We start from the raw sequence: 18182 nt of genomic DNA, 5'->3' as shown, positions 1-18182 counted from the left end.
CACCCGACCGAGCGCTTTTTCACTGATCGAAAGCGAAGATCTTTTTCCAGTCGTTCTTCATGTCGACCACCAGCCAGTTGCGGCGCTCGGCCTCGTTGAGTGCCTTATCCAGCTTCCCGAAGGCTGAATCCCTATCATAGGCGTATTCCCGCGCGGCGTCGGTATGGTGGACCAGCATGGCGAAGCCCGGACCTTTGCCTGCCGTCGTCCAGCGCATCATCTCGTAGTCGCCATCCGAATTGCCGGCGACGAAGATCGGCCTGAGGCCAATGAACTTGTTGATGCCCACCGGCTTGCCTGGACCATCGTCGACAAAGTCGATCTTCGGCAGGCGTCTGAGAACCGGAACGTCGCCGACCAGATCATATTCGGTGGCAATCGTACTGCCGACGACCTGTTCGGGCGGGATGCCGTAGATCTTTTCCGTCACCGGACGCATGAATTCCACGCCGCCGCCCGAGACGATATAGGTGCGAAAGCTGTTAGCGCGCAGATAGTCCAGCAGTTCGCGCATCGGCAGGTAGGTCATCTCGGTATAGGGCTTGCCGGTCTTCGGATGTTTCGATGCCGCAAACCAGTCGGTGACGATCGTGTTGAATTCGTCCGTGGTCGTGTTGGCATGCGTCACCATCACGAGGTCCACCATGCCCTTTTCACCACCTCTTGCGACGCCTTTCAGGTCGCCGCCGAGAACGCTCTTGAAGGGCTCTCTGGTCTTCCATTCGGGATGCTGTGGCGCGAGCGTCTTGACCCGGTCGAGCACAAAGCCGAGCTGCGCGTAGTAGGGCTGCTCGGACCAAAGCGTGCCGTCATTGTCGAAGACGGCGATGCGGTTCAAAGGCGCGACATAGCGCTCACCACCCTCCGTGACGGTTGCCTTGACGAAATCCGTGATGCGGCTCTTGGCGGACGTGTCATTCCACGAAGGCAGCGGCTCCTGCGCGAGGACCGGGTTCCACGATGCCGCGATCAGAAGGATGAGAGCGACGACGAGGGAGGCAAGGCTTGCGTCAATGGTTTGAGTGGATCGTCTCATGGACGTCCTCCGGTGGCGCTGAAACGCGTTTGATGCAGCGGAAGCCGAGATGGCTCGTCGATGTATCCTCCGGTTCGGCATGGCGGGCTGCCGGGCGATAGCGACGGCAGTAATTCGGTGCACAAAGATGCGAGCCGCCCTTCAGCACACGGCGCGGAATGCGGATGCTGGGTTGGCGGGGATCGTAACTCGCCTCCACGCCGCCGCCGCGCGGATTGCTTGGAATGCAGCAGGCTTTTGCAGCGGGTTCCGTGTGGCGGTCGGACCAGTAGTCGGTGGTCCATTCCCAGACATTGCCGATCATGTCGTAGAGGCCGTAGCCGTTCGGCGGAAAGCTGCGAACGGGCGAAGTCCGCTCATGGCCTTTCGGTTTCGTGGATGTCACGGGGAAGGTGCCCTGCCAGGTGTTGGCCATGGGGGTGCCGCCGGGCATCAGCTCGTTGCCCCAGGCGAATTCGGTATCGTCCAGGCCGCCGCGAGCTGCAAGCTCCCATTCCGCTTCACTCGGCAGGTCAAGGCCTGCCCAGTCCGCATAGGCCTTGGCATCGCACCAGGCGACATGAACGACGGGGTGGTCGAGCTTGCCGCGCAGGTCGCTCAGGCCACCGAGCGGCCTGCGCCAGTTCGCACCGAACTTGAAGGTCCACCACTGGGTGATATCAGACCCACTGACCGTCTTCGGCTGGAAAAAGACAAGCGATCCGGCGCGCAGCATCTCTGGCCTGGCGCCGGGGTAGTCCCTTGCCTCGGGCGTCTTTTCGGCGAAGGTGATATAGCCGGTCGCCTTGACGAACTCCGTGAACCTGCGGTTCGTGACCGGGATTTCGTCGATCCAGAAGCCATTGACCTTCACGGGATGTGCGGGCGCTTCCTCCGGGTAGTGGTCGTTCGAACCCATCGTGAAGGTCCGGCCGGGAATCCAGACCATGCCTTCGGGTGTCGCTCCCGAAGCCTGCCCATCGTCGAATGCCAACGCCATCGTCACCTCCGGAGTCTGAGCTTGAAGTTTCGCGCTTAAGCGGGGGAGACGGAAGTACGTTACCGTAAACGCGCTCGCGCGCGAGGTAATGGCTGGCGTAAATTTACGGTAACGTACTTGTTTGCGAGGGTGAGCCTGTGTCTTCTCGTGCCGCATGGGTATCGGAGGGATATTATGAGCCGGATCAGGTTGGCGTCTTGCCTGCTGGCGCTTTTGCACGGGCTGTTCGGCATGATCGGCTCGGCTGCGGCGCAGGAGTCCGACAGCGATCTTGCCAAGAAGCTCACCAATCCGGTCGCTTCGCTGATCAGCGTCCCCTTCCAGTTCAACTATGACCGCGGTTTCGGCCCGGAAGACGGCAATCGCGAGACGCTGAATATTCAGCCGGTCATTCCGTTTTCCATCAATGAGGACTGGAACATCATTTCGCGCACCATTCTGCCTGTCATATGGCAGGACGATATTGCTGGCTCCTCCGGGCATCAGTTCGGTATCGGCGATATCACGCAGAGCTTCTTCTTCTCTCCCAAGCAGCCCGGACCGGGTGGACTCATCTGGGGTGTTGGCCCGGTCTTTCTCATTCCGACAGCGACGGACGAATTGCTGGGGGCCGGGAAATGGGGCGCGGGTCCGACCGCGGTGCTGTTGAAACAGGACGGTCCCTGGACTTATGGCATTCTCGCCAACCATATCTGGTCCTTCGCGGGACAGAGCGACAGGGCGGATGTGAGCTCGACCTTCCTGCAGCCCTTCCTCTCCTACACGACAAAGGATGCCTGGACCTTCACGCTCAACACCGAGAGCACCTATGACTGGGAAGCCAACCAGTGGTCCGTACCGATCAATCTGCAGGCTTCGAAGCTTCTGAAATTCGGCCAGCAGCCAGTCAGCCTGTCCGCCGGCGTTCGCTACTGGGCGGATGCGCCCGACAATGGGGCCGAAGGCTGGGCCTTTCGCGTCGGCATGACATTCCTGTTTCCGAAATAGAAACCGGGTGGGCCGTCAGGCTGGCGATCTTTCATCGGCCGTGATCGGGTTGAGCGGCGGCAGCGCCGATCGTTTTTTCTCGTCGCTCACAGCACCGTGCAGGACAAGGGCCTTGGCGATTGCGGTCCTGTCGATATCCGTACCCACTTGTGCCGCAAAAAGCCTGCGTTCCAGAAGTTCGATCTGCTGCTTGAGGTCGGCAGAGCCCTCTCTTGCCAGCCAATCGGCGATAGTTCGGTACCCGAGTTCCGAGGCCCAGGCCTGCAGGGCCGCATAGATTGCGGTTTCGCTGCCGGTCCTGATGGTCTGCGTTATTTGGCGAAGGTGATGGGAGCGGGAACCGTCTCTGAGATCCCGATGTTTCGAGCGCCATGCGGCGAAACTGGGTGCGAGCCAGCGGACAATGAGGACGGCAGCCGCCAATGCGACGGCGATTGCGGCGATGAGCCAGATGCTGCGCGGGCGCGACGAGGGGTTCTCTTCCTGTGAAAGCTGTGGAGCGATCGCCTCTTTGACCGCTGCAGCGCCGACCGTGACTTTCACATCGGGAAGTGTCGCGGTTTTCTGCGTTTTGCTGTCGACATCGAACCACGGGTAGGAAACCGCGGGTATGTCGAATGTTCCGGCGGTGGCGGTGGTATAGACAATGGTTTCGGTGTGTCTGCTGGCCGTTTCCCTGTTCATATCTATGCCGTCTTCTATCTTCGGCGGCTTCACATATTGCTGCAGCCCGGATGCGGGACCGATGTCTACCGGCGGCATCATCATTGCCTGTGTGTCCAGAGCCGTGACGGTGATGGTCCGCGAAAGCGCATCGCCTGCCTTCAGCCTGGACGGATCACGATCGAAGGATTGTTCGATCGTCAAACCATGCGCCGCAAATACCGGCTGGTCCGGGAGGGAGTCGCCACCGACCGTGAAAGAAATACCCGGGATGGTGACGGTTGCCTTTGTCGGCTTTCCTTCCACGGCATAGCCAAGCTCGATCGGGATATCCGGCAGGGTAAAGAGGCCGGATACTTCCGGCACGATCGCATAACTGCGGCGGATGCCGGAATATTGCACGCCGTCGATGGTCTGCGTCAGGTTGAAGCTGCGCTCCTCCGGCAGGGTGACCATTGCGTTCGGAACATCGAATAGGGGAAACTGCGGCGGCGAGGTGAAGAAGTCGGGTACGAAGACATCGACCGTCAGGCGCATCTGCTGCCCCGGCACGATCTCGCCGTTGCCTTCGATCGCCGCCCGCGCAAACGGTTCGGCGGCGAGCGCACTCCCCGATATCACCAGCCAAAACAACAGGCCAAAGCGCATCATTGCTTTTGCTCCTGCGCTTCCATTGCGAACTTGCGCGCCATCAGGTCGGCCGGGCTCGTCTGAATGTTCTTCATCCACATCTCCGAGGTCTGTTCGGCGATGCTGATCTGCCCTTCCTTGCCTTTTTTTCCCTTGTCGTCGAACTGGACGCTGTCGGGCTTCTCGTTCGGCTCCTGCGGCTGCTCTTCTTCCTTCTCCTGTTGGGCCTTTAGTAGCCTTTCTGCGATGACGAGATCGGCCTCAGCATCCGGCCAATCCTTCTGTTTTTCGATCGCCTTCTGGTAAGCCGCGACGGCCTCTTCGAGTTTGCCGAGATGCAGGAGTGTATTTCCCTGATTGTACCAGCTCTCGGCCGTATCGATGGCTGCGAAGGCGTCGAGCGCATCCTGAAAATGGCCAGCCCGGTAAAGCGCGACGCCTTTCCACATGGGATCCCTGAAATGGCCGGCAGCCCTCTCGAAATCGGCCTGTTCGAAAGCCAGTCGCCCCTGCTGGTTCGGCGTCAGCCACAGATCCATGAAGTCAGCCGCCTCCGCCGGAGACGGCGTCAGCAATCGGATAGCGAGGAACAGAGCGCCGACCCTGATCACCCAGCCGCGTCGGAAGGAGAAGGCGAGCAACAAGGCGACCGGACCAACCAGCCACCAGCCGGCATCCCGCCAGCGATTGCCTTCGGAAGCCTGCGCATCGGCAAAATTCGTGCTGATGCGCTGGCTGATCCAGCGCACGTCCGTATCGTCATCCGTGATCGTTGCGACATCTGCCTCCGTCGCCGACTGTACCTGCTTCAGGGCCTCGACATCGAGTTTGGGCAGGAGGCGCCCGCCGCCCGCACCTGTCAGAAAGCTGCCGTCGGCCGTCTTGACCGGACCGCCCTCGGCAGTTCCTATGCCGAGAATGACGACGCTATTGGCATTTGCGGCCTTCAGTGCATCCAGTGCCGCCGGTTCGATACCATCGGTCAGAAACAGGATCGTGCCAGCCATGCCCTCGGTCTTGAAAAGGTTGTTCGACAGCGAAAGCGCAGCTGACGTGTCCTTGCCGGGCTTGGGCATGATCCGCGTCGCCAAGGCATCCGAGTAGCTCTCGATCAAGGAGGCATCTTCTGTCAGCGGTACTACGAGGTGGGCGCTGCCGGCATAGGCGACGACTGCGGTTTTCGCCCCGGGTCGCGCGGCAAGGATATCGCGGATCTTGAGCTTTGCGCGTTCGATGCGGCTGGGGCTGATATCGATCGCATCCATGGTCGGCGAAAGATCGACGGCGATGACGAGAGGCGCTGTATCCTCGACAAAGGGCGGGGCCTCGCGCTGCCATGTCGGGCCTGCTGCGGCGATTGTGCCCAAAGCCATCAGACCGGCGAGCAGCCATGCCGGATTGATCCGGCCATGACCGACAGGCTCGACGATCAGCTTGTCGAGGAGATGCGGCGCGATCATGCCCTTCCAACGGTCGCGAATATCGTCTGAGCGCGCTGCTAGCCAGAGGATGAGCGGCGGAACGAATAGCGCCAGCAACCACCATGGCCGCAGGAAATGCAGATCCGTGATCATGCCACAGTCCTCCTGCGGATCAGGCCGTAAGCGCCTGCAAAAAGGTGATAGAGGGCGAGAATGACGATCGCGGCGCCAAGCGGCCAATGGAACAGTTCGATACGCGGGCGCCAGGACAGTACCTTCTGTTCATCAGGCGTGATCTGGTCGAGAACGTCATATATCGCCTCGAGCTGGTTCTGGTCGCCGCCGAAGAAATAACGGCCGCCGGTATCTGCGGCAATCTTCTGCAATGTGCTCGTATCCAGCTTGTCCTCGCCTGTCGCGGCGGGATCACCGATGCCGATCGCATGGATGATGATGTTATTCCTGCCGGCGATCTCTGCCGCCTTCAGCGGCGGCATCTTGCTTGCCGTATCATTGCCGTCGGTCAGCAGAATCAGGACTTTTTCCGGGACTGTGGTCTTTTCGAACATTCTAAGCGCGAGGCCGATCGAATCCCCAAGCGATGTGCGCGGGCCGGCAATGCCGGGCAGCAATCCGTTGATCATCATCCGTACGAGATCATGGTCCATGGTGAAGGGCGCAAGCGGGTAGGGCGCATCGCCGAAAGCGATCAGGCCTAGCCGGTCGTTCGGTCGTTTCGTGACGAAATCGGCGACCACGGTTCGTACGGCGTCGACGCGCGCTCTCAGACTGCCGTCGGGTACCGGGAAATCACGTGTCTCCATCGATTGCGAGAGGTCGAGCGCCAAGAGGATATCGCGCTGCGGCTCTACCTTTTCGAGCGGTGGCTCGACGAATTGTGGCCGGGCGAGCGCCAGCACGACAAGGCACCAGGCGAGGCCCTCGACGATCGTCTGGTGCCATGCTCGCTTCGGCACGACGGAACCCTCTGTCGGATGAACGCCGGCGGCGCGTGTTACTTGATCGAAAAACGGCAGACGGATCGATGCCGATGTCTCCCGGTGCGGTGGCAGCAACCACCAGATCAGCAGGGGAAGTGGAAGCAGCAGAAGCAGCCATGGATGCTCAAGCTGATACATGGTGCCTCCTGATCCACCGTCTCGAATTGAGTATGAGCTCATTGGCGCTATCAGGGGGAAGAGCGGCGATGGCTGCACTGTCGTGATACTCGAGATCATCGAGCAGGCGGGTCAGCGCCTTGTACGCTCCGCGGCTGTCCATGCGCTGCAGCCACGCCTGACCGGTGAGGGCTGCGACATCACTCCTTGGCCATGCCGCGAGTGCCGTGCGCTTCAAGAGTTCCGACAGTTCGTGGACACCCTTTTCCCGGCTCGACGGACTGCGAATGTCGGCTTCGATGCCATCAAGCAATCGCAGAGCTTCCCGCCGGTAGGCATTGCGGCGATATCGCCTGAGCCAGACAAGGAGGGCCGCCAGCACTGCAATGCCGAGCAAGACAGCAAGTGCAGCCCAGCCCCAGGTCTGAGGCAGCCAGGAGACATGCGGCGGAACCGCAATGTCGTGTAAAGAGCGGAGTGCCGTTTCGGTCATCGGATCGAGCTGGATTTTCGGCTCCATCAGCGCCTCCGCTGCCGCCAGGCGGGTTGCTCGAGCAGGCGGCGAAGCTGCGGGGCCGTCTCCTCGGCAGTGGAGACGGGCAGCATGGGCAGGCCAAGTTCGCGTTGCCATGCCCGCAATTCGCGGCCGCGATTGCGGGCGAAGGTGTCGATGGATTTGCGCACGCCGGCCTGGCTGAGCGACAGTTCCGCCTGCAATCCTCCGCCGCTGACGACGATATCGGCGGATTTGGGAAGCTCCAGGAGAAAGGGATCGTAGATCAGCAGACAGATCACGTCATTGCGAGCCGAGAGTGCCAGCAGCAGATCGCGCGTCGTCACGCCGTGCCCGCCGAAATCGCTGATGATCACGATGAGATGATCGTGATGGGCGATACCCGCTACGCGCTGCAGCACTTCATCCAGCGAGGCCGGAGAGGGCGCGCCCGCAAAGCCGGCGTTTAACGCCGCGTTCTTGGCGGCAATCTTGTCGGCAAGCGCGATGATGGCATTGCGGCTCCGATGTGGCTTCACCTCCTCTATATCGCCATCGCCAAAGATGAAGCCGCCCACCCGGTCGCCCGATCCAAGAATGCGCCAGGCGCAGAGCATGGCGGCCTCGGCGGCGGTGACGGATTTCATGGCGCGGCGGCTGCCGAAGAACATGCTGATCCGCTGGTCGACCACCAGGATGGCCGGCCGCTCCTTCTCCTCACCATAGATGCGGACGACCGGCCTGCTCGTATGCGCCGTCACCCGCCAATCGATGGAACGGATATCGTCGCCCGGTAGGTAATCCCGCAATTCCTCGAAGATCAGGCCGCGGCCGCGCAGCGCCGATTGCATGCGGCCGGCGAGCTGCTGGTGGCTTCTTGCCTTCTGGACGAAGGTCAGGTTGCGGGCGCGGCCCTCGAGAGCGACGAGCTCTTCCGTCGTGACGTAGACGCCATCGTTGCTGAGGGCCGCGCCACTCATGAGACCGCGACCAGTTCGGTGACGCGGGCGATGACCTGATCGGCGGTGGTATTGGCGGCGTGTGCCTCGTAGGACAGGATAAGGCGATGGCGAAAGACATCGTTGACGATGGCCTTCACATCGTCGGGGGTCACGTAATCGCGGCCTTTCAGCCATGCGTAGGCGCGTGAAACCTTGTCGAGGCCGATGACGCCCCGCGGGCTGACGCCGACCTGCAGGAGTTTTGCCAGGTCCTTGTCGTATCGGTCGGGATAGCGCGTGGCTAAGACGAGGGCGACCATGTATTTCTCGACCGGTTCGGAGACCGTCACCGCGCCGATTTCCTTGCGGGCATCGAAGACCGCCTGCGGGTTCAGGCGCTCCGTGGCCGGCGCGGAACCTTTGGTGTGGGCAGCGTTCTCCTCGTCTCGGTTGAGCCGCATGATCGCGGCTTCCGATGCCCCGTCAGGATAGGTGACCTCGACATGCATGAGGAAGCGATCGAGCTGCGCCTCGGGCAGGGGATAGGTGCCTTCCTGCTCGATCGGGTTCTGTGTCGCCATGACCATGAAGAGATCAGGCAACGGATAGCTCTTGCCGCCGACGGTAACCTGCCGCTCTTCCATCGCCTCCAGCAGGGCCGATTGTACCTTGGCCGGTGCGCGGTTGATCTCGTCGGCAAGGATGAGATTGGCGAAGATCGGCCCCTCTTGAAACTTGAACTCACCCTTGCCGCCTTCAGAGAAATAGATCTCCGATCCGGTGATATCGGCGGGCAGCAGGTCCGGCGTGAACTGGACACGAGAAAGCTCTGAATCGAGGTTTTTTGCCAGGCTCTTGATCGCCCGCGTCTTGGCAAGGCCTGGCAGGCCCTCGACCAGCAGATGGCCATTGGCGAGCAGCCCGAGCAGCAGCCGTTCGACCATCTTCTCCTGTCCGATGATCGATTGGCTGATACGCTTGCCGAGATCCAGGATGTCGTCACGTGCCGTCATATGCGCTCCGCGTGAGTTCGAATTGCAGGCGCGATAGAATTTGCCACGCCTGCGGTCTTTCGCCAGGCGATGCTATTGGGCGCCAGCTGGGCTCTGCTCGAGCGATCGCATCAGCGCCTCAACCATCTGGTCGACGCTGAAGCTCGCCGAACGTTGGCTTGGCGGGAATTCGCGGAAGGTCTGGAGGAATGGCGCAACACGCCAGACGCCGTACTGGATGAGATAAGCATTCTTCGCCAGCCAGTCGTAATACTGGTCGGAGACGACATCGGCTCGCTCGTACGGGTCCATCCGCAGATTGAAGACCTTCGGTGCGCGCAGGCATACGAAGGGATTGGCCCATACCACGAAGCCACCCGGCTCCCGCTGTTCGCAGAAGACGATCTTCCAGTTGTTGTAGCGATAGGCGACGAGCTGTCCGTCGTCGTTGAAGTAGTAGAAGTCTTGACGGTTCGATTTCTCTTGCTGGTCCGTGAGATAGGGAAGCTGGTTATAGCCGTCGAGATGGACCTTGAATTGGTTGCCGCCGATCGTCGTGCCTTTTACCAGCTTGTCCTTGATGTCTGGGTCGCCGGCCGCGGCAAGCAGCGTCGGGAACCAGTCGAGTCCTGATATCATCTGGTTGGAGACCTCGCCGGCCTTGATATGGCCCGGCCAGCGCACCAGGGCGGGAACGCGGAACGCGCCTTCCCAGTTGGTATCCTTCTCGCTTCGGAACGCCGTGGTAGCGGCATCCGGCCAGGACCATTGGTTAGGCCCGTTGTCAGTCGTATAGACCACGATCGTATTGTCGGCGATGCCGAGATCATCGAGGGCTTTCAAGAGCTTGCCGACGTCGCCGTCATGCTCGATCATGCCATCGGCATATTCGTTGCCGGGCATGCCGCTCTGGCCCTGCATCGACGCACGCACGTGCGTGAAGGCATGCATGCGGGTCGTGTTCATCCAGGTGAAGAAGGGTTTGCCCGCCTTCGCCTGCCTGTCCATGAAATCGATCGCCGCGGCCGTCGTCTCATCGTCGATGGTTTCCATGCGCTTGGTGTTAAGCGCACCGGTATCCTCGATCTTTCCGTCTGCCGTTGCCTTCAGCACGCCGCGCGGTGAGCTGGTGCGAACGAACTCCTCATCGTCTTTCGGATAATAGGGACGTTCCGGCTCCTCTTCGGCATTCAGGTGATAGAGGTTGCCGTAGAACTCATCGAAACCATGCTTGGTCGGCAGGAATTCGTCGCGGTCGCCAAGGTGGTTCTTGCCAAACTGGCCCGTCGAATAACCGAGCGGTTTGAGGGCCTGGGCAATGGTGATGTCACGCGGCTGCAGGCCGACGGTTGCGCCGGGAATGCCGACCTTGCAGAGACCGGTGCGCAGACAGACCTGGCCGGTTATGAACGTGGAGCGGCCCGCCGTGCAGCTGTTCTCGGCATAATAATCCGTGAACATCAGGCCTTCCTTGGCGATGCGATCGATGTTGGGCGTGCGGTAGCCCATGACGCCGAAGGAATAGGCGCTGATATTCGTCTGGCCGACGTCATCACCGAAGATGACGAGTATATTCGGCTTGTCGGGCGTCGCCGTTGCGGCAGGAGCCGCCTCCTGAGCGTAGGCCATCGAAACGAAGGGTGCAGCGGCGAGGCTCATTGCGACAGCTGCCGTTGCCGAAAGAAGTCTCCCGGAGAGTGTCGTGGCCATCACGTCCTCCCCTTCGCAAGGTCGTTCAACATTCCGCTCTCCTTGGTGTCGGGCAGGGATGACCCCGCCGGAACTGGATCGTCGCCATTCGATCGGGAGAGACTTCTACTTTGAGGTCGTTTGCGGAAGTACGTTACCGTAAATGCCGGTGTTGCGAGACGTAACCGCCCACGTAAATCGCGCTCGTTACTGCGTCAGCGGCTTCGATTGCGGGTCGGCGCGAAGTGTATCTTCGACTTCGACTGGTTTTGCAGCGGCCGGCAGAGGCTGTCCGATGATCGTCAGCGGTGCTGCGACTGCCGTGCCGGCGACCTTACCCACTGTTTGCACCGTGCCTCCTACGACGGCGGCAACGCCCTCGCCGAGGGTGATGTTGGAGTCCGTCAGGGGCTGGCCAGTCATCAGCCGCTGGCCGATCAGCTGGACGATTTCGGGGCTTTCGGCAAATTTGCCGTGATTGAGCTTGTCACCGGTGTCGACCTTTGTCAGATCGATGGCCGCAATGCCGGCCTCCTCCAGCCTGCTGCGATAGGGTTCCTTGGACGGGTCGATGGCGCCCAGCCGGGATACTTTTCCGGTGATTAAGCTCGAAACTGCCAAAGCCCGATCGTCCTGCGAAACGAAGATCGTGAATTTCGGATGGGGCGTACCCATCTCCACGAACTGCTTGGCGAAAACCTGTATATCGATATCGGGCGAGGCAAGAATGACATCGCGGATCTTGGTGTTCACATGCCCGTCACGGATGCCCATCTGGCGCAGAGATTCCATGGCGAGCCAGGTTCCCATGGAATGGGCAAGAATAGTGATATCCTTGACGCTCGGATCCTGCGCGAGGATTCGCAGCGCCTGTTCGAGTGCCGTGCGCGAATAGTTCGTGCTTTCCTTGTCGTATTCATAGGCCGTCAGCTTTGCACGCGAAGGCCAGGTGAAAAGGACCGGCGTCGCCTTCATGCCGCTGTCGTGGACGATCTGGGCGAGGCGGAAGACGGAATCCTCATAGGTATTGTTGAACCCGTGTATGAAAACGAGTGCGTGGCCATCAACGAGATGCTGTTGGAACCACGCTCGCCCTTCCGCCCGCGTCTCGAGCTGCTCGACCCGCGTGACGGCGAAATCGGTCGCCGGGTTTGGCGGCAGCTTTTCGGGCCACTGTACGGTGCCAGCCGCGCGCTTCGGCGGAATGGAAATTGCGATATCCGTCAGGTAGGGCTTCGGACTGCGTTCCCCATTGAAAAGCGTCGCAGGATTTGCGGAAGGCTGACGAGTGGTCGCCACCAGCATCTCGACCTGCGAGGTTTTCGGAGTATTGGCCGTGAGGGCGACAGGGGTCATCACCCCGGTCGGATGGCCGCAGCTTGCCAGCACGGAAAATCCGGCAAGGAGAATGCGTCGCAGCATGATCACTTCCTGGTTCAACAGTCCGGCACTCTAGGCCACGCTACAGCGCGGATGGAAGTAAGTTACCGTAAATGCGGGTGTTAATACGAATGTTTGAGCAGCCTCGGCAGCGACCCGAAGTGAAGGCCGGCCGATGCGCCATCTAAATGTACGAATTCAACGGGAAGCTTGCGCTTCGCCCACGATGACTGCGCCTCCCTGTGCCGGGATACCTGCTTTTTCCTGTGAAAGCAGACTCTGCTGCCGCAGGTCGCTGTCGGACGCGCTGCGCCAGAGTTGCCAACCTTCGCCCTGTATAAGACCGCTGTCGGAGAGATCCTTCCAGTGGTGATAGGTGCTGGTGCCTGTGTGGACGAAGTTGCGAGCGTCTTCGGGGGAAGAGTACATCGTGTACTCGGCAGTATGCTCCGAGCGGTTGGCGGGATCGGCGACCTTGTTGAGAAAGCTCGACAGGAACTTGAAGTGCAGGAGGGCGCTTGTGATTCCGACAGCGCCGCGCATTTCGCCAAGGTTCAGGGCGAGCGGCCAGACCTGGTGCGAGGATTTGAGATAGAGGCGTTCACCGGATACGTAGATCAGCGGGATCTTGTTGAGCGCTGGGCCATCCCAGATGCGGCCGCGAAAATAGACACGACCGCGTACACCGCCCTTGATCCAAATAGTGCGGCTGTTCCTGTCGAAATGCGATTCATAGCCTGATCGGTCGAAGAGGCTGCAGACCTCGAGCGGATTGCGGCCGGGCTCGCAGATGTTTTCGCTGACCGGATTGCGGCTGTACATGTCGATCATGACCGAACGGAGCGAGCGGGCACCGACGGATTCCATGTAGGTGGTCAGCTGGCTGATCGAACACGTATCGCAATGCGGATAGACGAGAAACTCATCCGCATCGACATAGAGAACCCATTTTTCCTGGCAATGGCGGTTCATGACCGCGTTGATCCAGTCATTGCCGAAGCGCGCTGCCTTGTAGGAACCGGTGGCTGACAACAGCGAAACATCCTGCATGCCGGACAGGAGCTCGGCCGTGCCGTCGCTCGAACCGTTGTCGATGCAGATGAAGTGCTCGACACCGAGATCGCGATAATATTGCAGGAAGAACTCCATCCGGTGTCCTTCGTCGCGGATCACGCAGATCAGCACGTGGCGTGCCTGCTTCAGGCTATCGCGCAGCCCGGCATAACCGACCTGGCCAGCCTTCAGCGAACGGCGCAGCCGGGCCTTGGCGTAGTGCGAGATGCTGATCGTCAAAGCACTCATTTCTGCTCCTGAACACTGGTGCCGGCTTTAAAGACCGGCTCTGCCTGCAGGGATCGGGCCGACTTTTCGTCAGACGACATAGTCGCCGGCGAGCAGGGTCTGGACGCGCGGATTGGGCATCTCATTCTGAAGGGCATGCATCACGCGCTCGCGCATCGAACGATATTTGTAGACTACCTTGCGGTCGAAGCTGATGCCCCGGTAGAGCGCGTTATAGGCTGGGTGTGTCTTGCGCAGATCGATATAGACTTGGCTTTCGGTATCGCTCCACGGGAAGAACGTGCCGTGCCAGGGCTTGGGGTGCGCCATGTAGTGGACGATGGCGAGCGAGGACATGTCCACCAGATGCAGGAACTGCTTGGGGAAGTTCCACCGGTTCGACACCAGGATGAGCGAGGAGCCACAAACATAGTTCAACGCGCCCTGATCATGCTTGCCGTCGCAGGCTTCCGGGTTCGTGGCAAAGAGTTGCAGCGCTTCCGGCCCGATCCAGCCGTCGCGGTGGAATTTCAGAACGCCGGCATTGAAGTAACTGCTGTCCTTGCCGTTTTGCAGCAAGCCATTGATAGAGGTGTAATCGCGGGCTGCGAAGAACTTTCCGGGCGGCACGAAGGCATTTTCGAGATCGGCAAGGCTGCTGACGATCTGCGTGTCGCCATCCAGATAGATGATCTGGGTGTAATTGTCAGGCAGAATCTCGGCGAGTACGAGCTTGGCCATGGTGCTGACGCTGATACGGCCCATGAAATGCGAACCATCGAGCTTGCCGAGGGATTGGTGCAGTGCTTCTGTCGCATCCATCAGCTTGACACCGCTCAACGCCAGAAGGCTCTTCAGCTCCTCAAAATTGTCCAGATGTTCCGACATAAGAACACAGACATCCGTCTCGGAATTTGCAAATTTTCGGGCCTGCAGCGCCGAGAGAATAGTCGGAAAGGAATATTCGACATCCGTAACGTAGGCCACGCACTGATTACTCATGGTACAATCCTTCTCGTCGTTCTTCGTCGGCAAGTGTCTTTATTGAGTCTGTAAAAAATTTCTCTTTGTCGAGTTGCTGCCTTGTACTTGTCACAGGCGAGTAATTTCTCATCCGGTCGGGAGCCAATCGTGCCTCGTCGGCGTTTTGATCACGGCGGATTGTGAGAAAATTAACCATTGCTATCGCTCCACTACCAAAAGCCGGGTGTTGTGGATTAAGCCCTGTAATGTGAAGATCGGCACGGGGCGCATGTGGGACGATAGAAAGGAATAAGGCATCGCAATGCTGAACGGCACGATCATTGTGATACTGATTTCGCTCGCAGCCGGAGCGGCCATTCGCGCCTGGGCCTTCGCGATATTCGCGATCGTTGTAGCCCTCGGTTTCGGCATCGTGGCTCATCAAAACGCTTCGCTGCTTGAAGCCGCGCTTTACGGTCTCGCTATCCTCGTGCTGATGCAGGTCTGCTATGTGGCAGGGGTCTTCGTGGCCGGGCTTTGGCGCCGCAGCCGCAAGCCGTCCAAGGAGAGTGCGATCGTCGACCCGGCGCCCGTGCCGAGCAAGCAGCAGCAGGGCTGATATCACCGACATGTTTTCTGCCCCGCACATCATCGTGATGGAAATACCGGCGTACTCATCAGAGATGCCGGCGTCCTCTGCAGGCGGGTCATGCGGTTCTGCTGCCCATAGGGGGCGGTCAGGCAACCGCTTGCAAGCCCGGCCGTGATGCTGAAAAGCAGGCCGAGGTCGGTGCTGCTTCCGGAAATCGTCGCCGAGGCAATCTGCGCGACGGAAGCGAAAACGGCAGCCATCCCAATCGCCCGGTTTTCACGGCTCGCCAGTTTGCTGCGAGCAGCAGCCGTCAGGAGGCTGTAAAGGAAGAGCACGAATAGGACCGTCCCGGTGAGGCCGACGTTCGACAGAAGTGCGGCGGCGAAGCTCGATGCGCGCACGGTGCCGAGGCCTGCCCCGAAAGTGGCTGTTTCCACGAAAGAGACCAGCGCCAATGTGTTCCAGGCGGTACGCTCCTCGCCGGATTGCGATTCGAGCTTGTTGGCCAGGGTGACGTTCGCCAAATCGCCGACGGCGTTCCACGCGCTCGGGATCAGGGCCACAGCCATGATCACGCAGGGCACCATGAGCAGAGTGATCAAAAGGAAGGTCGCATAGGGACGTGTGGCCTGGCCGCTCAAAAGCCGCTTGAGGCTAAACAGGATCGCAACACCGATCATGAAGAGGCCGGCGACATAGGCAGTCGTCGAGGTGCAGAGGATCACGGTCAGGCCGACCGATACCGTTGCAAAGCCGGTGAAGCGGCTCGGGAAGCGCTCAAGCCAGAGGATGAGGGTGAAGCTGAAAAACACCAGAGCCGCCGCACCATAGGCACTTGCCTCCGGGAAGGAACCGACGATGCGCTTGAAGCCGCCGATGACCTCGGCTGTGTGCATCGTATAGTTGGCGTTGCGCATGAAATCGAGCAGGTCAGGCTGACCTATCGTGAACGTTGCGATATCGAGCAGGGCGAAACCCAGGCAGACGAGCGCCGTGACGATGAGCTGGCGGGCGATGAAGCGCCCGTGCCCGAGCCGGGCAAAACCGCAGACGACAGCGAAGCAGATGAGGTCGCCGAGCAGGTAGACGGACTGCGTGAGATTGGAGGAACCCGGCGCCAGCGGCGATGCCATGATCGACATCAAGCCGGAACTGCTACGTGCGGATGAATAAACCAGTGTCGCGCCGGCGAAAATGCGGGGCAGGAAGAAGGCCGATACGGCGGAAAACAGAACATAGGCCGCAAACCAGAAGCCGGGGCCGGGATAGGCCAGGCTGGTCAGGGCCGCCTGTTTCTGGCGGGGACGAAGCAGCACACCGATCGCGACGAAGAGCAGCAGCAGATGGCTCGGCTGAATGCTGCTGCCGCCGAGTGCGGGAAGCTGGAAGGCTGCGGCTGCACCGAGCAGCGTGGAGATGCAGAGGGCAGTTATCGCAAAGCGGGATCCATAGTAGACGAGCGCCAGGCCGAGCAGGAAGACGAGGAAGCCGATCGGTTCAATGGTCATGCCGCTACCTCCGAACAGCGTCGACGATTCTCTGCCGTCACGCCACGCACACCCTGCGTGCGGCGCAAAAAGACGGCAAATGCAGACATGAACTGAATTCCGACGCTAACAGGCATAGTCCTACCGTGGTCTCCTAGTTCGATCCCGTCCGCGATACCCAGTTGGGACGGGGCGTATCGCTTCGGGCTACATTAGGGATGAGGGCGGCGGCCGGCTGCTGGGGCTGCGATGCAGCAGATGAGGCATCGGCAGCTGCCTCGACGCCGATCTCGATGATGTCATGCGGCAACAGAGCGGTGTTTTCATTTGCCACGATATTGGTGTAGCTGCCGTCCTCGTTGCGGCGAATGATCTTGAAGTTCTTCTTCGTCGTGCCGAGAAGCGTCGATTCCGCACCCATGCGGGCGAGTTCGGCACTATATCCGGCCTGATCACCGAGCAGTTGCGCCACCTGCATGTCGATGCCCGCCTTGTTGATGGCGAGGCTGAGCGTGTTCAGCTCTTGCTGGTTTTCGGCGTTCCGCTTGTTGATTATAGTTGCCTTTTCACGCTGGCTCTCGTTCAGTCCCTGGCGGGACTTGGTCAGCGCGATCTCGAGGTCCAGCAGTTCGCTCTGGGTTTCAGCCAGGCCGCGGTCCACCGAATATTGGCGGGTATTGCTGGTCAGGCCCTTGCTGACGAGGCTGTTGACGTTGTTCAGCTCCTGCTGCGCAAGGTCGATCTGTCGCTTCTGGGAGACGATCTTGGCCTCCAATGACTGGATTTCCTGCGTATAGAGGCGGCTCAGATCGTCTGCCGCCTCAATCTGGCTGTTGGACTCGACAGCCCGCAGGCGCATCAGGTTCAGTTCCTCGGCCTTGAGCTTGTCGATATCCGGGACGCCTGCGATCTCGGCAGGAATGTCGAAATCTGACTGACCGGCGATCTCGGCGCGCAGGCGGGCTGCACGCATCAAGAGATCACGGCGATTCAGGAGGGCTGAGCGATAGTCGCCGGCCGACTGGATTCGGTCTCGCTGATAGTAGCTGCTGTCGTCACGCGACCGCATGTAGCCGCCTGCAATGCTGACGGCCTTGATGACGGTCATATTGGCCTCGAAGGGATAGCGTCCCGGCCGCTCGATGCTGCCGTTGACGAAGATCGGCGCGTGCTGGTCGATTTCGACAGCGATGAAAGGCCTTCCGGGAAGGTCGGCCTTGTCGGCCAGTGCGTCTGAAATGGCATCCGACAGCTGCTCGGTCGTCTGGCCGGAGGCCCTGATTTGACCGGCGATCGGGATCGAAAGATTGCCCGCATCATCGACGCTGTAGGTTCCATCGAGAGCTTCCCAGCTCGCATATTTGGAATCGGTGGAACGCCATTCCACGACCCGCAGCTTTATCTTGTCTTCGGGGACGAGCGTGTAGCTGTCGGCGTGGGCAGCACTCCATCCCATCGCGCAGGTAAAGACGGCGGCAAGGCCAACGAATGGAAGACGATCAAGGAAAGACATGGGCCACATGGCGTCTG

17 protein-coding genes are annotated in these 18182 nt (G+C 60.3%); 2 read left to right on the top strand and 15 right to left on the bottom strand.

Annotation, left to right across the window (positions count from 1 at the left end; all coding sequences use genetic code 11):
* Positions 1–19: 19 nt before the first annotated feature.
* The gene (locus tag J2X71_RS24585) at positions 20–1036 is read right to left on the bottom strand and encodes an HAD family hydrolase (protein WP_310386101.1); all 1017 of its coding nucleotides are present in this window, start codon (positions 1034–1036) and stop codon (positions 20–22) included.
* A complete protein-coding gene (locus tag J2X71_RS24580) occupies positions 1011–2015 on the bottom strand; it encodes a formylglycine-generating enzyme family protein (protein WP_113322695.1) in 1005 nt (334 codons plus the stop codon). Before J2X71_RS24580 ends, J2X71_RS24585 begins: the two co-directional genes overlap by 26 nt.
* 231 nt (positions 2016–2246) lie before the next feature.
* Here J2X71_RS24580 and J2X71_RS24575 point away from each other — a divergent pair, with 231 nt between their 5' ends.
* Entirely contained in the window at positions 2247–3002 is a 756-nt protein-coding gene (locus J2X71_RS24575) for a transporter (RefSeq protein WP_405049746.1), read from the top strand.
* Between the two features lie 15 nt (positions 3003–3017).
* On the opposite strand, the gene J2X71_RS24570 is transcribed toward J2X71_RS24575, so the two are convergent.
* The 11 genes from J2X71_RS24570 to J2X71_RS24520 all read right to left on the bottom strand — a co-directional run bounded on the left by J2X71_RS24570 (position 3018) and on the right by J2X71_RS24520 (position 15015).
* On the bottom strand, positions 3018–4316 hold the full coding sequence (locus J2X71_RS24570; RefSeq protein ID WP_310386096.1) for a hypothetical protein: 1299 nt from the start codon (positions 4314–4316) through the stop codon (positions 3018–3020).
* Positions 4313–5869 (bottom strand): VWA domain-containing protein, encoded by a 1557-nt coding sequence (locus J2X71_RS24565; protein WP_310386095.1) that lies wholly within the window; start codon positions 5867–5869, stop codon positions 4313–4315. The genes J2X71_RS24570 and J2X71_RS24565 overlap by 4 nt, the downstream gene beginning before the upstream one ends.
* Complete coding sequence (locus J2X71_RS24560; RefSeq protein ID WP_310386092.1) at positions 5866–6855, bottom strand: VWA domain-containing protein; 990 nt, start codon at positions 6853–6855, stop codon at positions 5866–5868. The genes J2X71_RS24565 and J2X71_RS24560 overlap by 4 nt, the downstream gene beginning before the upstream one ends.
* Positions 6842–7354 carry a DUF4381 domain-containing protein gene (locus tag J2X71_RS24555; RefSeq protein ID WP_310386090.1) on the bottom strand — a complete coding sequence of 171 codons (513 nt, stop codon included), beginning with the start codon at positions 7352–7354 and terminating at the stop codon, positions 6842–6844. The genes J2X71_RS24560 and J2X71_RS24555 overlap by 14 nt, the downstream gene beginning before the upstream one ends.
* A complete protein-coding gene (locus tag J2X71_RS24550) occupies positions 7354–8307 on the bottom strand; it encodes a DUF58 domain-containing protein (protein WP_310386088.1) in 954 nt (317 codons plus the stop codon). Before J2X71_RS24550 ends, J2X71_RS24555 begins: the two co-directional genes overlap by 1 nt.
* Positions 8304–9281 (bottom strand): MoxR family ATPase, encoded by a 978-nt coding sequence (locus tag J2X71_RS24545; RefSeq protein WP_310386086.1) that lies wholly within the window; start codon positions 9279–9281, stop codon positions 8304–8306. The genes J2X71_RS24550 and J2X71_RS24545 overlap by 4 nt, the downstream gene beginning before the upstream one ends.
* 72 nt (positions 9282–9353) lie before the next feature.
* Complete coding sequence (locus J2X71_RS24540) at positions 9354–10970, bottom strand: arylsulfatase (protein WP_310386085.1); 1617 nt, start codon at positions 10968–10970, stop codon at positions 9354–9356.
* Between the two features lie 186 nt (positions 10971–11156).
* Positions 11157–12371: an alpha/beta hydrolase gene (locus tag J2X71_RS24535; RefSeq protein ID WP_310386083.1), complete on the bottom strand. Its 1215-nt coding sequence runs from the start codon at positions 12369–12371 to the stop codon at positions 11157–11159.
* A gap of 156 nt (positions 12372–12527) precedes the next feature.
* Positions 12528–13631, bottom strand: a complete 1104-nt coding sequence (locus tag J2X71_RS24530; protein WP_310386081.1) for a glycosyltransferase family 2 protein — start codon at positions 13629–13631, stop codon at positions 12528–12530.
* A gap of 69 nt (positions 13632–13700) precedes the next feature.
* Entirely contained in the window at positions 13701–14612 is a 912-nt protein-coding gene (locus tag J2X71_RS24525; RefSeq protein WP_310386079.1) for a glycosyltransferase, read from the bottom strand.
* Positions 14605–15015: a hypothetical protein gene (locus J2X71_RS24520; protein WP_310386077.1), complete on the bottom strand. Its 411-nt coding sequence runs from the start codon at positions 15013–15015 to the stop codon at positions 14605–14607. The genes J2X71_RS24525 and J2X71_RS24520 overlap by 8 nt, the downstream gene beginning before the upstream one ends.
* Here J2X71_RS24520 and J2X71_RS24515 point away from each other — a divergent pair.
* Complete coding sequence (locus J2X71_RS24515; RefSeq protein WP_310386076.1) at positions 15007–15192, top strand: hypothetical protein; 186 nt, start codon at positions 15007–15009, stop codon at positions 15190–15192. The two genes, J2X71_RS24520 and J2X71_RS24515, sit on opposite strands and share 9 nt — an antisense overlap.
* Positions 15193–15221: 29 nt before the next feature.
* Here J2X71_RS24515 and J2X71_RS24510 read toward each other — a convergent pair whose 3' ends face one another.
* Positions 15222–16673: a hypothetical protein gene (locus J2X71_RS24510; RefSeq protein ID WP_029868588.1), complete on the bottom strand. Its 1452-nt coding sequence runs from the start codon at positions 16671–16673 to the stop codon at positions 15222–15224.
* Positions 16674–16806: 133 nt separating this feature from the next.
* Complete coding sequence (locus tag J2X71_RS24505; RefSeq protein WP_405049744.1) at positions 16807–18174, bottom strand: polysaccharide biosynthesis/export family protein; 1368 nt, start codon at positions 18172–18174, stop codon at positions 16807–16809.
* Positions 18175–18182 lie beyond the last annotated feature (8 nt).

It is taken from the genome of Rhizobium sp. 1399 (genome assembly GCF_031455475.1).
Taxonomy (GTDB): Bacteria; Pseudomonadota; Alphaproteobacteria; order Rhizobiales; family Rhizobiaceae; genus Rhizobium.
The sequence above is the reverse complement of the archived record's forward strand: the minus strand, read 5'-3'. Positions and strand labels throughout refer to the sequence as shown.